The sequence below is a fragment of the Aeromicrobium sp. Root236 genome (assembly GCF_001428805.1).
Taxonomy (GTDB): domain Bacteria; phylum Actinomycetota; class Actinomycetes; order Propionibacteriales; family Nocardioidaceae; genus Aeromicrobium.
Genome location: NZ_LMIS01000001.1, coordinates 2,073,361 through 2,087,915 on the forward strand (window position 1 = coordinate 2,073,361; position 14,555 = coordinate 2,087,915).

Sequence of the window (14,555 nt, forward strand, 5' to 3'; positions counted from 1 at the left end):
CTTCCAACAGCAGCATCACACCCACAGGAGAACGACATGAACCGCATCATCCGCAACCTGATCGTCGCCGCACCGCTGGCCACCGCCGCCTTCACGATGGTGCCGACCAGCGCCATGGCGTCCGACGGCCCGGTCATCATCGTCCAGCCGGACACCGACCCCGAGCCGCCGGTCGACAAGATCGCCGTCCCGAAGCCCAAGCCCCCGGTCGAGCCCAAGGACAAGGTCGCGCCCAAGCCGAAGCCCCCGGTCGAGCCCAAGGACAAGGCCGCCCCCAAGCCGAAGCCGACGCACCCCGACGGGCCGGGCGACTTCACGAACCCACAGCCCTGCCCCACGCACGGCACCTGCGGCAACGACGACGACAAGGACGGCCCCCACAACGGCGGTGGAGGCGGAGGCAAGGACGACAGCACCGATGACACCAAGCCGGCCGTCGACGTCGCCGAGGTCCCCTCGACCGACACCGTCGAGCTCCCCACACGGATCGACGCGGGCCTGGCCGACGAGCAGCACGATGGTGGCCTCGACCTCGTCTGGCTGCTGGCCGGCGGCGCGCTCGTGACCGCGTCGGGCGCTGCGCTCGCGCTCCGCGCTCGCAAGGGCCAGAACGCCTGACCCGTACGACGAAGCGCCCCGCACCACCACGGTGCGGGGCCCTTTCGCGTACGTCAGATGTCGGTGCGGTGGAAGTTGGCGTGCGAGCGCGACGCCGTCGGACCGCGCTGGCCCTGGTAGCGGGAGCCGTACTTCGCCGATCCGTAGGGGTTCTCGGCCGGCGAGGTCAGGCGGAAGTAGCAGACCTGGCCGATCTTCATGCCGGGGTAGAGCTTGATCGGCAGCGTCGCCACGTTGGCGAGCTCGAGCGTCACGTGACCCGAGAACCCGGGGTCGATGAAGCCCGCCGTCGAGTGCGTCATCAGCCCGAGGCGACCGAGCGACGACTTGCCCTCGAGCCGCGCCGCGATGTCGTCGGGGAGGGTCACCAGCTCGTACGTCGATCCCAGCACGAACTCGCCGGGGTGCAGGATGAACGCCTCGTCGCTGCCCACCTCGACCTCGCGCGTCAGGTCGGACTGGTCGGCGGCGGGGTCGATGTGCGGGTACTTGTGGTTGTCGAAGACCCGGAAGAACTTGTCGAGCCGCACGTCGATGCTGGACGGCTGGATCATCTCGCGGTCGAACGGATCGAGGGCGACTCGCCCGGCGTCGATCTCGGCGAGGATGTCGCGGTCGGAGAGGAGCACGAGTCGAAACTAACGCATCCGGCTTCGGTAGTCTGGTCTCGGTCGCGTTGCGGCCTCGCCGATGTAGCTCAATGGCAGAGCGCTTGCTTCCCAAGCAAGACACGCGGGTTCGATTCCCGTCATCGGCTCTCGGCACGAAGTGCCCAGCCCCGATGACGGGAATCGAGTGGGCCCCTCCGTCGAGGGGTTGCTCCCGCGGCGAAGCCGCCCCTCCAGCCCCTCCCTCAAAGGGATCCCGTCATCGGCTCTCGGCACGAAGTGCCCAGCCCCGATGACGGGAATCGAGTGGGCCCCTCCGTCGCAGTTCCTCCTTCGCGGCGAAGCCGCCCCCAGGGACTGCACTCAAAGGGATCCCGTCATCGGCCCTCCGGGATCCCGTCATCGGCTCTCGGCACGAAGTGCCCCACCGTCACCAGCTTCGTTGCACCGTCGCCTTCGCGCCGGTGACCAGCGACTGCGCCGGTACGTCATCGGCGACCACGGCACCAGCGGCGATCACCGAGTCACGCCCGATCGTGACGCCGGGCAGGATCGTCGCACCCGCACCGATCCAGACGTTCTCCTCCACGTCGATGGGCTCGCCGGTCAGCCAGACCCGCCGATCCACGGGGTCGACCGGGTGACCGGCGGTGATGAACGTGACCTTCGGGGCGATCATGACGCGCTTCGCGAGCCGGATGCCGGCGTAGTCCAGGAACGTGCAGCCCTGGTTGATGAACACCCGTTCCGCGATGTCCAGGTTGAGCCCGTGATCGGTGTAGAACGGCGGATAGATCGTCACCCGCGGCTTCAGCGGGCGCCCCAGGATCTGCTCGAACAGCGCAGCCTTGCCCGCCTCGTCCTCGAACGGCAGACCGTTGAGCCGCGACGTCAGCGCGGTGACCTCCAGGACCCGCTCCGACATGGCTCTGAACTCGGGACTGTCGATGCGCATGAGGAAGTCGTCGGGCATCCACCGATGATCCCTCGACCCGTCCGCACGCCTCCGGAGGCTCGCCCGGACGTGCAGCCGCCCCCGAGTGGAGGAACTCGGGGGCGGCCACGATCTGGTGCTACGTACGAGCCCACTGTTGGTTGGACCCGCCGCTGCAGGACTCGACGGTGACCGCCGAGCCGTTCCCGGTGCCGGCGGCCTGGAGGCAGAGGCCGGGGTGGCTGACGCTGCTGACCGACAGGTCAGCGTTCAGCTCCCACTGCTGGTCGGCCGCGCCGGTGCAGTCCGCGATCACGACCGGACTGCCGGTGCTGGCGCCGTCGCCGCCGATCGCGAGGCACTTGTTGGCGTACACCGTGAGCTGCTTCTCAGCGGTCCAGTTCCACAGCTGGTTGCCGCCGGAGTTGCAGTCCCAGAGATCCAGCGCCGTGCCGTTCGTCGTCGAGAAACCGGGGACGTCGGCGCAGCGGTTGCTCTCGACACCTCGCAGCACCTCACCGGGAGGCGCCGGCGGCAGGGTGTTGGTCGGCTCGGTCTTGAGCAGGCCCCAGCCCCACTGCACCTGCGCAAGACCGCTCTCGCTGTTGACCTGCAGCCGGTCACCGACCCTCGTGGTCATCGAGTACGCGTCACCGTCGCGCAGGCCGGGCCAGTAGACGAGCCCCATGCCCTGCTCCCGCGCGGTCTGGGTGAGCGCACCCAGGTACGACGTGTAGACGTTGCCCTCGTGGTTGCCGTAGTTGAGCCCGGTCGTCATGGGCGAGCCGGCCTCGTCGATGATCGTGCGCCAGCCGTACGACCCGATGCGCGGCTTCAGGTTCGCGAGCCAGGCGGCCTCGGTGGTGTCAGAGGCCCAGAAGCCGTAGAAGTGCAGCGACAGCAGCGTGCCCTTGAGCTCGGGAGCCGCGCCGACTCCGGTGACGTTGTCGTTGTAGCCCGTGCCCGAGATGACGACGCGCTTCCGCGGGACATCGTGGTGCCGCGCCAGCCATGATGACGTCAGCGACACCCACTCGTCGAGCGAGTAGCCGAACGGCTCGTTCATCGGCTCGAAGTAGACGTGTGGGTTGTGCCGGTACTTCTGGACGACGGTGTCCCACATCGCGTTGAATGCCGCCGTGTTGTCGACGCGGCCGTCCTTGGCGTCGTTGGCCTCCCAGTAGCTCAGGATCACCTTGAAGCCACTCGCGGTGGAGGCGTCGATCGCCGCTTGGTACGACTTCCACCACTTCGTGCCCACGCTCGACGGGTTGATGGGAAGCCGGATCGTGTTGGCCTTCAGCTCGTGCCGGAATTCCGAGACGATGGTCGTGGACTTGCGGTAGGTCGTGGCGTAGCTGTCGGCCGTGCTCAGCCCTGACGGCACGACCTCGTCCGACGCGTAGTTGTCCCGCGGGTCCGCCCAGTTCACGCCACGGAACTCGCTGGTGCTCCCGCGGCCGTGACCGGCACTCTGCGTCGAGGCCTCGGCGGGCGCTGAGAGCGCGACGGCCACCAGTCCGCCGACTGCGAGGACGGTCGCCGCGATCGCCCCCGAGGCGATGCGGTGACGAAACCTTCTCAGACGGTGGTCACGCTGCGATTGGAGTGATGGTTGCGTAAACATCATCGGGAAGAGCCTTCCGTGTTTGCGTAAACATTGGGATGTGACGACCGTCTCACTCGCGGCGATCATCCGTCAACCCCTTGGACCTGAGAGTTGCCGAAGGCCGGCGCGGCACGATCGGTTGCCGGCCCACAGGCGTTGCGCTCATCGGCCGGCCACATTGTGTCGGTGCCGCGGCCTACCGTGAGGGGATGGCGAGCACCGACTTCGACTTCGTCCTCGGGCGATGGAACGTGACCAACCGCAAGCGCGCGGACGCGCTCGACCCCTCGTGCACCGAGTGGCATGAGTTCGGCTCGACGGGTGAGCACCGCGCCCTCCCGGGCGGCGCCGGCAACATCGAGGCCTACGAGACCCACGCGCTGCCCGGTGTCGGCGAGTTCCACGGCCTGGCGCTTCGCCTCTACGAGCCGGAGTCCGACACGTGGCGCATCTGGTGGTCGTCCAGCACGTCGCCGGGCCGACTCGATCCGCCGATGGAAGGCCGCTTCGACGGGCCGGTCGGGACCTTCCGGGCCGATGACGTGATCGACGGGCACGCCCTCACGGTGCAGTTCCTCTGGACCGACCTCGGCGACGACCGCGCGCGGTGGGAGCAGGCCTTCTCCCGCGACGACGGCCGGACCTGGGACACCAACTGGATCATGGACATGACCCGCGCGGCCTGATTCCATTCACTCCGCCTTAGGCAACAGCACGTCTTCTCTTTGCCCAAAACGCCTCCGCTTTCGGGCTCCGCGTGGTTGTCTAAGGAACGGCACAGCACATCGTGCCGCGACGATGCGCCCGACGGGGGGCTGGTCCGATCGTGGATCGGAGACAGGCGGGTTCGACTCCTGCCATCGGTACGAGGGTGGACCGTGGTGCCGTTGACGAGATCCGGGAGCCTCGCGATCGGGAGACCGACCGGGAGTGGTGACGTCGTCGGAACCACCTGACAGCTGGAGCAGAGTTGCCGACGCGGCTTTCGACATCGTGGCCCTCCCTGCCGCGAGAACAAGCTTCCATCGCGCTGCAAGGATTTCGCGACGGCAGCGGCGCCGTGCTCGTCGGCGGTGTCGGAGTCGGCAAGACGCAGGTCGCCCGGCAGGTGCGCGCCACGCTCGACCAGGACGACCTGGGTGAGATCCTCTGGTTCACGCTCGTCGGCACGCACGCCGAACGCAGCCTGGACCTCTCCGCGGCCGAGCCGCTGCTGGTCGGGATCGACGACGTTGCAGAGCTGACGCCCCGGCTCCTCGCGACCGCGGTCCACGACCATCTCCTCCGCCAGGCCGATGGACGCCGCGTGCACATCCAGGTCGAGGACGTCCACCTCACGGATGCCGCGACGCAGAACCTGGTGGCCAGACTGTGTCGCCTCGGCGGTGTCTCCCTGCTCTGCACGACGCGCTTGACGACTCCGGCGACGCCCGCACTGTCCAGCCTCTGGCACGAAGACCTCGTCGTACGCATCGACGTCCCGGTCCTCACCGACGTCGAGGTCGAGACCGTGCTGTGGGCGGCACTCGAGGCGCCCGTCGACGACGGGGTGGTGCGGGAGGTCATCCGGTCGACCGGCGGCAACCCCATGCTCGTGTATGAGATCGTCCGCGCCGGACTGGACCAGGAGACCCTCGTCAAGCGGCGGGGCACGTGGGTCATCGACGGGGGCGTCACGCCGGACTCCCGCCTGTTGGACCTGCTCACGTCCGAGATCCTGCGCCTGCCGGCCGAGCAGCGCCACGCCCTCGAGCTGGTGGCACTGGCAGAGCCGATACCGGTCGGCGTCGCCCGCCCCCACCTCGACGACGTCGTGCTCGACGACCTGGTCGAACGCGGCATCATCCGCATCTCCGAGAGCCGCACCGCGGGGCGGCACACCGTCCCCTCGCTGCGCCTCGTCTATCCGCTCTACGCCCAGTGCCTGCGACAGACCACCACGCCGAGCCGCAGCCATCAGCTGCTCGGCACGGTCTACGGCACCTCGTCCCCGCCGCAGACACTGAGCGGCCTGGTGCGCTGGGCCGAGTGGACGTTCGAGTGCGGCGCGGACGCCAACGTGCCCGACATCGTGAGAGCGGCGAGCGCGGCCGCCACGCTCGGTCGCTACGACCAGGCGATCTCGTTCGCGACCGCCGCGCTCGAGTCGGCGACCGATCCTCGCGACCGGATCGACGCCCTGACGATTCGCGCCCGTGAGCTGCGGTTCCGTGACCGGGCGAGGCTCGCACTGGCGGACGTCGACAAGGCGATCTCGCTGCGCAGCAGCATCCAACCGGAGACAGACGAGACCGACGCCGACGCGTTCCTCGATCTGCAGGAGCTGAGGGCCGACATCCTCCAGTACGGCCTCGACAAGCCGATCGCGGCGATCGAGCTGATGGACGACGCCTATCACCACGTCATCGAGCATGGCGGCACGATGGATCACGTGCTGCGCTACCGCATGTCGCGCATCTCGCGACATGCCTGGTCCGGCGACTTCCGACCCGCCGCCACGATGGGCCGCGAGCTCGGCACCGAGCACGCCCATGTCTCCGGCTGGATGCTCCAAGGGGTCGCGCCGGCCATCCTGGCGCTGACCTGGCGTGGGCGTACGTCCGAGGCGCTGGCGCTCTCGGAGCGCTACGCCACGGCAGCCTCGTCGTTCGATGCCACGATGCCCCGGGTCGGCACCGAGATCCACCTGACGACGTTCCTGTCCTTGCTGGTCTCCGGGCGGGTCGAGGAGGCCCGCCGGCTGGGTGTCGACCCGCGCCCGGCGGGCACCGTCAGCCGGCTCGACTCGGCCCTGGTCCACGCCGGCGAGGCGCGGCTCCTCGCGGCTGAGGGCCGGTGGCAGGAGGCCGACGACCAGTTCCGCGCTGCCCACAAGCTGTTCGACCGCCGCGATCCCAGCGGGTTCGCCGCCTGGGCGTTCGCGAGCGAAGCGCACTGCGCCATGATGATCGGCGACACCGAGCGGGCGGCCGAGCTGTGCCGTCTGGTCGACCGGACTCCCCTGCGGGCGAGCCGGGCCTTCGAGAGCGACGTACGCATCCAGGTCATCGCCACCCTGGCCGGCCTCGGCAACGACGACGCCACCAGCCAGGCGGCCGCGACGGCGCTGTGGGCCGAGGTCCGCGGCTACTACTTGGCCGAGCTCCGGGCGATCGACCTCGTTGCCACCAGTGACGCCGAGACCGCCCGCGACTGCGGCGCGGCCGTCCGTGCCCGTGAGCTGGCCGAGCTCGTCGACGCACCCCTCGCACCTGCGCTCGTCAACCACATCGGCGGCATCGTCGACGCGGACTCCGAGCTCGAGGACGCCTCCGTCGCGCAGCTCGCCCGGTTCGGCCACTGGCTCCCTCGGCGGGCGGCAACCCAGGCCGGCCTGTCGCGGCGCGAGGCCGAGATCGCCGGGCTCGTCGCCGCCGGGCTCAGCAGTCCCGAGATCGCGGCCCGCCTGCACCTGTCCCGGCGCACCGTCGAAACCCACCTGTCACGCGTCTACGCCAAGCTCGGCGTCAACCGGCGGGGCCAGGTCTCCGCCGCGCTGCGGCAGCACCTCGCCTGAGCCGACCTCGCCACCCCTCGCCGACGCCATGTGCGCGCGCCACTCCCCTCGGACAGCACACGGCCCGGCCACCGGAATCCGGTGACCGGGCCGCGTACCCGTGCAGCTTGCTAGAACTTCAGCAGCGAGGCCGTGTAGGTGGCCTGCTTGTACTTGCCGCTACCGAGGTAGTTGGCTCCCACGAACACCGACCGGTCCGGGAGACCCGTCAGCACGTACGTGGAGGTGGCGCCACCGGACAGCTTCAGGAGCTTGACCGGGGTGCCGTCGACGTAGACCCGGACCCAGCCACCGAGGCCGGCACCGGACGCCTTCGAGCGAACCGTGATCTTCACCGTGCCGGTGTCGACACCCGTGCGCTTGACGGTCATCTTGACCGTGGCGTTCGGCTTGCCCTTGAGCACCCGCTGGATCAGACCCGTGCTGGTGGTCGCCTCGTACGGCGACTGGCCAGCCTTCGGGGTGAACCGAGCCACGATGCGGTGCGTTCCGGCCTTCACGTTCTTGATCGTCCGTGAACCCCAGTACGTTCCGCTGACCAGGACCGGTCCGCCGATCTTCTTGTCGTCCGAGTAGTACTGGACGGTGCCGGCGATCTTGCCCAGGCTTCCCGGTGCGTTGAACACGCGGGCGTGGACCAGGATGGTCTGACCCTCGTACGCCGGGATGTGGCTGGTGACGAGCTTGATCGTGATGACGTTCTTCTTGACCGTCACCTGGACCGTGTTGGAGACACCGTCCTCGGTCTTGCCATCACCGGAGTACACCGCGCTGTACTGGTGCACGCCCTTGCTCGCCTTGTCCGAGCTGATGTGCGCGTTGCCGTTGCCGTCGACCGGGATCGGGGCACCGACCTGCACGCCGTCGTCGTAGAAGGTGATGAAGCCGGTGGCCAGGTCACCCTTCTCCGTCGCCGCGTGGGCCGACAGCGTCAGGTTCTGTCCGTACTGGATCGACGTCGGGTTGCCACCGTTGGCGACCAGGGTGACCGCCACGAGCTGCTTCTTGACGACCTGGATCAGCTCGCCGCTCTCGGCCTCCTTGTAGCGCTTGTCACCGAGGTAACGCGCTGTGACGTGGTTGTCACCGACCGGCAGGTCGTCGGTCGTGATCTGCGCCTTGCCGTCAGCATCGATGTCGACGGGCCCGTTGAACGCGGAGCCGTTGACGTACAGCTGCACCTGACCGGTGGGCTCGTACGGCTGCGTCGGCAGGTTGCCCGACACGTCGATGCTGAACGTCACGTCGTTGCCGGCGTGCGACGGGTTGAGGTCGCTGCTGAGCGCCACCTTGGCCGAGCCGAAGTTGACGATCTGGTCGACGTAATTGCTCGTCGCGGTGTGGTAGTTGTCGTCACCGCTGTAGACGGCCGTCACGTGGTGATGGGCGTCCGGGTTGGTGACGGGCAGCTCCAGCTCGTAGTGCACCTTGCCCGCGTAGTCGACCGGCAGGTCTCCGCTGATCGCGTCCTGGTCGATGTAGAACTTGACCGTTCCCGTGGGCTTGACCGCATTGGGCTTGTTCGAGGTCACTGTGACGTCGAACTTCGACTTCTCGCCGGCGATCACGGGGTTGTGCACCGACGTGAGCTCGACCGAGACATCGCCCTGGTTGACCGTGAAGTTGGCCAGGCTCGTCTCGTCGACGGAGCCGTTGAACTCCTTGTCGCCCGAGTACGTCGCGATGATGTCGTGCGTGCCGACCGGCAGCTTGTTCGTCGACAGGACCGCGTGGCCGTTGCCGTCGAGCACCACCGGAGCACCGAGGACGATGCCGTTGGACGTGAACTTCACGGTGCCCGTCGGGATGCCACCGGCCGGATCGACCGGAGTCACCGACACACCGAGATCGACGACGTCACCGAAGTTCGGCGGGTCGAGCGGTCCGGCGATCATCGTCGACGTGTCGCCCTTGATGACCGAGAAGTCCAGGTCCGCGCTCGACGGGAGCGAGTCACTTGCCCCGTTCGGCGTGTAGTTGGCGTGCAACGTGTAGTTGCCGACCTTGAGCTTGTCGGAGTAGATCGTCGTGGTGCCGTTGACGAGGTTCTTCGTGCCGAGAGCCGTCACGACGCCGTTGGCGAGGTTCTCCGCCGTCAGCTCGACCGCTCCGGTGGGCAGCTGGCCGGGTGCCGTGGCACCGACCGAGACCTTGTAGCCCTTCATCTGGCCCGTGACGACGACGCCGGGATCGGTGATCGTGACGCCGGTCGTGTACTGCGAGTTGAACGTGACGACTACCGAGCCGTTGCCCTCGACCGTGTCGTTCCACGAGCCCTGGAGCTCGCCGAGCAGCGGGTTGACGTAGCTGCGTCCACCGCCACCGCCGGCACCGCTGGAGGACAGGAACGTGGCGCCCTGGCTACCGCCCTGGAAGCCGCCACCGCCGCCGCCCGCGCCGCCGCCGCTGAGGAAGCCGTTGGCGCTGTCGCCGACTCCACCAGCCTGCGTCGCTGCGTCACCGGGGTGTCCGCCCTCGGACTCCGGGAGTGTGCCGTTCTGGCCGTCGTGGTCGGCGCCGCCGCCGTTGCCGCCGGCAAGGTTGGGGCCGTTGTTGCCGCCGCCACCGCCGCCGCCACCGGCGACGATCGCGCGGTTGGCGTCGCTGGGCGTGCCGACGAACACCTCGGTCGCGCCGCCACCGCCGCCGCCGGCACCGCCGAACGGGGCTGCTTCACCGCCGGCACCACCCTTGGCCGGGCCGCCGGAGCCGCCGCCGATTCCTTCGATGCCGGGGTTGTCGGTGTGGGCGTCGCCGCCGCGGCCACCGAGGTAGACCGTGATCTGCTGGCCGGGGGTGACCGGGACCGTCACGGTGCCGCTGGCACCACGGCCACCGGAGCCACCTTCGAGGCCACCGGCACCGCCTGCGGCGCCGTTGACCTTGACGTTGAGGGAGTGGACGTCCGCAGGGACGATCCAGGCCTGGTTGTTGCCGTCGGCGATGCTGAACGTCTTGGATCCCGGTGCGGCTTGTGCCGCCTCCGGGGCCAGGGCGATCAAGCCGGCCGCCAGCATGGCCGCTGAGGCCATCGTTGCTGTGGTTCGGGTCGTGACCCGACTGCGTTGACGCACGGAATTCTCCTTGGGAGTGGGGTGCTTCAACAGCACCGAGAGATTTCCCCAGACTTCCGTCTTGTCGTCTAGACCGAATCAGTAAGTACTACGTAATTCCCGAGTGACGCGACACGGACGCGGACTAGTCATACCGCCGCGTGCGCGTCGGCGACGGCCCGTGCCTCATCGCGCAGGGCCTGCACCACCAGGCGTACGGACGGCCGCTCGAACCGGTCCGGGCGCAGCAGCGCCGAGATCTCTCGTTTGGCCCGGATGCCGACCAACGGGCGGGTCACGAGACCGTTGCCGTGCTCGCGTGTCGTGAATCGCGGCAGGATCGCGATGCCGTGCCCGCCGGCGACGAGCGACTCGACGATGCCGTTGTCGGAGATGCGCTGGGCGACCCGCACGGGCTCGCCGGTCGCCGCGACGACCTGGCTCAGCACGCGGTCGAACGGGTAGTCGTGCGGCACGCCGATCCACGTCTCGGCCACGACGTCCTTGGGCGAGAGGCTCGCCTTGCGCGCCAAGGGATGGCCCTCGGGGAGCGCCACGTCGAGCGGTTCGCTCATGAGGGGCACGACCTGGAGGCCCCGTTCGAGCCAGGTCGCCGAGGTCGTCGGCGAGTCCGCGAGCACGACGTCGTGATCAGGTGTGAGGTCGGCGAAGTCCGTCGTGACGCCGTCCTCGTCCGAGCAGATCAGCTCCACCTCGGGCACGTCCGCCAGGCGGGTCAGCACGCCTGACAGCAGCATCTCCCCGCCGGTGGGGAACGTCGCCAGGGTGACGCGGCCGGCCGGTTGCTGCATGAACTCGCGCCACTGGCCCTCGGCCCGCTCGATCGCCACGGCGATCTCGGTCGCGGTCTGGGCGAGCGCTCGGCCGGCCACCGTGAGTGCCACGCCGCGCCCCGCCGGCTCGACGAGCGTGTATCCCGCCTCGCGCTCGAGCACCTTGAGCTGCTGGGAGACCGCCGAGGGTGTGACCTTCATCGCGTCCGCGACGGCGCCGACGGTGCCCCGTTCGGCGAGTTCCCGCAGCAGAGTGAGCCGATAGACGTCCATGTAGCAATCCTACACGTTACGTGTAGTTCTATTCGCTTGTGCTTGACGATTGAGGCTCGCATACTTGGAGTACGAACTCCCCCAAAGCCTTGAAGGAGGCCACCATGATCGCCCTCGGAATCTCGATTGCCGCCATCACCGTGATCGGGGTCGGCCGCACCATCCGGACCGTCCTCAACGACGGCCAGGGTCGCGTGCCCACCCGCGTCCACCCGCACGCGTTCAACCTGCGCTGATCGCAGCGCACACACAAGAAGCCCCCGCGAGGATCTCGCGGGGGCTTTCTCGTCGTACCGGAACGTCAGGCGACGTGGGTGCGATAGCCCGGCAGCAGCTCGTCGACCAGGACGTCGGTCTCGGCCGAGGAGCCGACGACCGACCCGTGCTCGGCGATCGCGGCGTACATCTCGTCGACGATGCCCCGCAGGTCGTCGCGCTCGCCGAAGTGGGCCGCCAACCGGAGCCGCGAGCGCCACAGCTCCTCGCTCGCGGGTAGCAGTCGGAGCCCCTGGGCGAGCACGGCTCGCGCGGCGGGCTCGTCGTTGCGGCCTGCGGCGGCCTCGGCGCAGGCCTGCACGGTCAGGCTGACTGCCATCGCGATGTCCCCCTCGACCGTCATGGACTCGAGCCAGGCGTAGCGACCGACCGGCACACCGCTGAACGGCAGGCCGGCGACGAGGTCGAGAGCCGTACGCATGTGGGTCTCACGGCGGGTGCCGTCCTCGGCTGCGCGGTTGAGCGCGTCGCGGAACGAGTCCCAGTCGAGGTCGACGGCACCCGGCGCCAGCCGCCACACACCGGACTCCTGCTCGAGCACGGGGTCGCCGGCTGCCGTGGTGCCGAGCCAGCGAGCGACCTGTCCGAGAGCGCCGTCGCGGACCTGCGGGTCGACGCCGCGCGGCCAGAGCGCCGCGCTGATCCGGTTGGCGTGGACGCCGGCCGGGTGCAGAGCGAGGAAGCACGCAAGCTCGGTGAGGAACTCGACCCGCTCGGGCTCGACCTCGCCGGACGCCTCGACGTGCACCGGTCCGAGGACCCGGATGCTCGCGACGGCCTCGTGGGCCGCTGGGACCACGTGCTCGGACTCGAGGGTCTCGACCAGCTGGTCGATGCTGACGCGGCGGGCTGCCTGCACGGGCTCATACAGCTGCGCGAGCGCATCGGCGGCGGCCGGCGTGATGACCTGCGCCGCCACGTCGACGCTGTGCAGCGGTGACGAGATGCGGCCGTCGGGCCGGGCCGTCAGGCGTACGGCGGCGTCGCGGACCCCACCGACGATGACGACGCCCAGGGCGACCTGCGGGTCGGACGCCAAAGCCTCGAGGCGGGTGAACTCCTCGGCGTTGGGCACGCCGGAGCAGACCACCAGGTGATAGGTCCAGTCGACGGTGCCGGGTGCTGTGGCCCGCGCCTCACGCACCGTCCGCGCCTCTGCCTCGCGGCAGGCTGCGCGCTGGAACCGGGCGACGTTGTCGAGGCTCTCGAGCACGCGCTCGAGGTCGTCGGTGTGGCGGATGACGCCCTCGCCGATGCCGGAGACATCACCGGCGAAGCCGACCAGGGAGACCACGCGATCGTCCCCCCACGCGTGCGTCGCGGTGTCGATCGCCATGCTCAGCGCGACGCCGCGGGCGGTCTCGCTGTCGCCGTCGAGCGACAGCACGCCGCTGATCGACTCGGGGTCGATCATGAGGATGCTGCCGTCGTCGCGGCGACCGATGCTCGCCATGCCCGGCAGGGCGGACAGACCCGTGGAGCCGGGATCGACGTCGCGGTCGAGCGTCCACACCTTGGCCCGTGCCGACCAGCCGGCCGGCGGCGGGACGTCGGGCACGAGGTCGAACGCGATCGCCATGCCGCCACCGCTGACCGAGGCCCGCAAGGGTGCGGGCATGCCCGGAGCGCCCCCGAGCGACCGCAGCGCACGGTCGAGCCAGCTCGAGGTCTCGAGGTCGGCCTCGTCGCGGAGCTTGGCGCCGGGAGGCGGCGAGCCCGGATCGGGGTTGTGCGGATCGGGGTCGGTGGGCGTACGCGCCGACCACCAGGCGGCTGCCGGTGCTGCGTTGCGGCGACGACGCAGGGCGAGCGATGCGCCGGCCACGACGAGGCCCCCGGCCACGCCGAACAGCGGAGACCACGAGCCGAGGTGGATGCCGCCGCCGGCGTCGTCGGCGGCGGCGACGTCCGCCTGGTCCGCCACGGCGGTGTCGGTCTCGACCTCGTCGATCGGCGCAGCCTGCTCGACCTCAGCAGCGCTCTCGTCGACCTTGGCGTCGGCTGCGTGGTCGATGACCTTGAGGCCGGGGCCCTTGGCGTCGTTGGGCAGCTTCATGACCCAGCCGGGGTAGATCAGGTCGGCCTTCTGGAGGACGCGGCCGTCGGGCTGGGTGACGCCCTTGTTGAGGTCCCAGATCTCCTTGTAGCGGAAACCGTCACCGAGGTAGCGATCGGCGATGTCCCACAAGGTGTCGTAGTGACGGCCGTCCGGTGGCTTGACGTCGTAGTAGGTCGTGACGCCCTCGGCGATGTCGACCGACGTGGCATCGTCGAGGGTGTTGACCGCCGGCAGCGTGCCGTCGGGAAGCTCGGCGCGATCGGTCTGCGCGACGGCGGGTGCCTCCAGCACCGCGCTGACAAGATGGCTCTGCGAGACGTTGGTGGGCGCCGACGCCTCGACGGCGGAGGCCGACGACATGCCCACCGAGGTTGCCGCCGCCAGCAGCACGATCGAGCTGACCAGCCGGCGTGCCAGGCCCTGGGTGCCGATGCCGCCACCCGGGATCCGCGGCGCTAGGCCGCTCTTGCGACGCTCCGCGACTGCCTCGACGACGAGGCACACCACGAAGTGCGCCCAGGCGAGCCAGACGACGACGGCGAGCACGCTCAGGACGGTCTCGCCTGTCGTCGGCGTGCTGAGCCACTCGACGCTGGGCTTCTGGTCGGGCCACGGGGTGCCGAAGGCTGCGAAGAGCGCGACGGGCACGCCGAACACGATGGCCAGCGTGCCGAGCAGCGCGAGGATTCCGGTGGCGACCTGCTTGAAGCGACTGGGTTCCTCAGCCACCGCAGGCAGGCGGTTGTGCGGAGATCGGTCGATGGTGGATGTCATC

At 69.5% G+C, this 14,555-nt stretch carries 10 protein-coding genes and 1 tRNA gene; 5 read left to right on the top strand and 6 right to left on the bottom strand.

Features of this window, described 5'->3' with window-relative positions:
* Positions 1–36: 36 nt before the first annotated feature.
* Positions 37–618: a hypothetical protein gene (locus ASE12_RS10445; RefSeq protein ID WP_056400067.1), complete on the top strand. Its 582-nt coding sequence runs from the start codon at positions 37–39 to the stop codon at positions 616–618.
* Between the two features lie 53 nt (positions 619–671).
* Here ASE12_RS10445 and dcd read toward each other — a convergent pair whose 3' ends face one another.
* Positions 672–1,247 (bottom strand): dCTP deaminase, encoded by a 576-nt coding sequence (dcd, locus tag ASE12_RS10450; RefSeq protein WP_056400070.1) that lies wholly within the window; start codon positions 1,245–1,247, stop codon positions 672–674.
* Between the two features lie 57 nt (positions 1,248–1,304).
* Here dcd and ASE12_RS10455 point away from each other — a divergent pair.
* A tRNA-Gly gene (locus ASE12_RS10455) sits at positions 1,305–1,375 on the top strand.
* A 281-nt stretch (positions 1,376–1,656) separates the two neighbouring features.
* Here the strand turns inward: ASE12_RS10455 and ASE12_RS10460 are convergent.
* On the bottom strand, positions 1,657–2,199 hold the full coding sequence (locus tag ASE12_RS10460; RefSeq protein ID WP_056400071.1) for a sugar O-acetyltransferase: 543 nt from the start codon (positions 2,197–2,199) through the stop codon (positions 1,657–1,659).
* A 100-nt stretch (positions 2,200–2,299) separates the two neighbouring features.
* Positions 2,300–3,676 carry a ricin-type beta-trefoil lectin domain protein gene (locus tag ASE12_RS10465; RefSeq protein ID WP_235508886.1) on the bottom strand — a complete coding sequence of 459 codons (1,377 nt, stop codon included), beginning with the start codon at positions 3,674–3,676 and terminating at the stop codon, positions 2,300–2,302.
* Between the two features lie 302 nt (positions 3,677–3,978).
* On the opposite strand from ASE12_RS10465, the gene ASE12_RS10470 reads away from it, so the two are divergent.
* Positions 3,979–4,455 (top strand): hypothetical protein, encoded by a 477-nt coding sequence (locus ASE12_RS10470; RefSeq protein WP_056400073.1) that lies wholly within the window; start codon positions 3,979–3,981, stop codon positions 4,453–4,455.
* A gap of 374 nt (positions 4,456–4,829) precedes the next feature.
* A complete protein-coding gene (locus tag ASE12_RS20540) occupies positions 4,830–7,325 on the top strand; it encodes a LuxR C-terminal-related transcriptional regulator (RefSeq protein ID WP_056400075.1) in 2,496 nt (831 codons plus the stop codon).
* Positions 7,326–7,435: 110 nt separating this feature from the next.
* Here the strand turns inward: ASE12_RS20540 and ASE12_RS10480 are convergent, their stop codons facing one another.
* Positions 7,436–10,399 carry an Ig-like domain-containing protein gene (locus ASE12_RS10480; protein WP_157412890.1) on the bottom strand — a complete coding sequence of 988 codons (2,964 nt, stop codon included), beginning with the start codon at positions 10,397–10,399 and terminating at the stop codon, positions 7,436–7,438.
* A gap of 128 nt (positions 10,400–10,527) precedes the next feature.
* Positions 10,528–11,445 (bottom strand): LysR family transcriptional regulator, encoded by a 918-nt coding sequence (locus ASE12_RS10485; RefSeq protein WP_056400081.1) that lies wholly within the window; start codon positions 11,443–11,445, stop codon positions 10,528–10,530.
* A gap of 104 nt (positions 11,446–11,549) precedes the next feature.
* Here ASE12_RS10485 and ASE12_RS20670 point away from each other — a divergent pair, with 104 nt between their 5' ends.
* On the top strand, positions 11,550–11,681 hold the full coding sequence (locus ASE12_RS20670; protein WP_255355463.1) for a hypothetical protein: 132 nt from the start codon (positions 11,550–11,552) through the stop codon (positions 11,679–11,681).
* 65 nt (positions 11,682–11,746) lie between these two features.
* On the opposite strand, the gene ASE12_RS10490 is transcribed toward ASE12_RS20670, so the two are convergent.
* The gene (locus tag ASE12_RS10490) at positions 11,747–14,554 is read right to left on the bottom strand and encodes a LysM peptidoglycan-binding domain-containing protein (protein WP_056400083.1); all 2,808 of its coding nucleotides are present in this window, start codon (positions 14,552–14,554) and stop codon (positions 11,747–11,749) included.
* Position 14,555 lies beyond the last annotated feature (1 nt).

Bases quoted from the DNA above. Each gene is read 5' to 3' on its own strand.
- ASE12_RS10460 (WP_056400071.1), bottom strand. From the start codon at position 2,199: ATGCCCGACGACTTCCTCATGCGCATCGACAGTCCCGAGTTCAGAGCC.
- ASE12_RS10445 (WP_056400067.1), top strand. From the start codon at position 37: ATGAACCGCATCATCCGCAACCTGATCGTCGCCGCACCGCTGGCCACC.
- ASE12_RS10485 (WP_056400081.1), bottom strand. From the start codon at position 11,445: ATGGACGTCTATCGGCTCACTCTGCTGCGGGAACTCGCCGAACGGGGC.
- ASE12_RS10470 (WP_056400073.1), top strand. From the start codon at position 3,979: ATGGCGAGCACCGACTTCGACTTCGTCCTCGGGCGATGGAACGTGACC.
- ASE12_RS20670 (WP_255355463.1), top strand. From the start codon at position 11,550: ATGATCGCCCTCGGAATCTCGATTGCCGCCATCACCGTGATCGGGGTC.
- ASE12_RS10490 (WP_056400083.1), bottom strand. From the start codon at position 14,554: ATGACATCCACCATCGACCGATCTCCGCACAACCGCCTGCCTGCGGTG.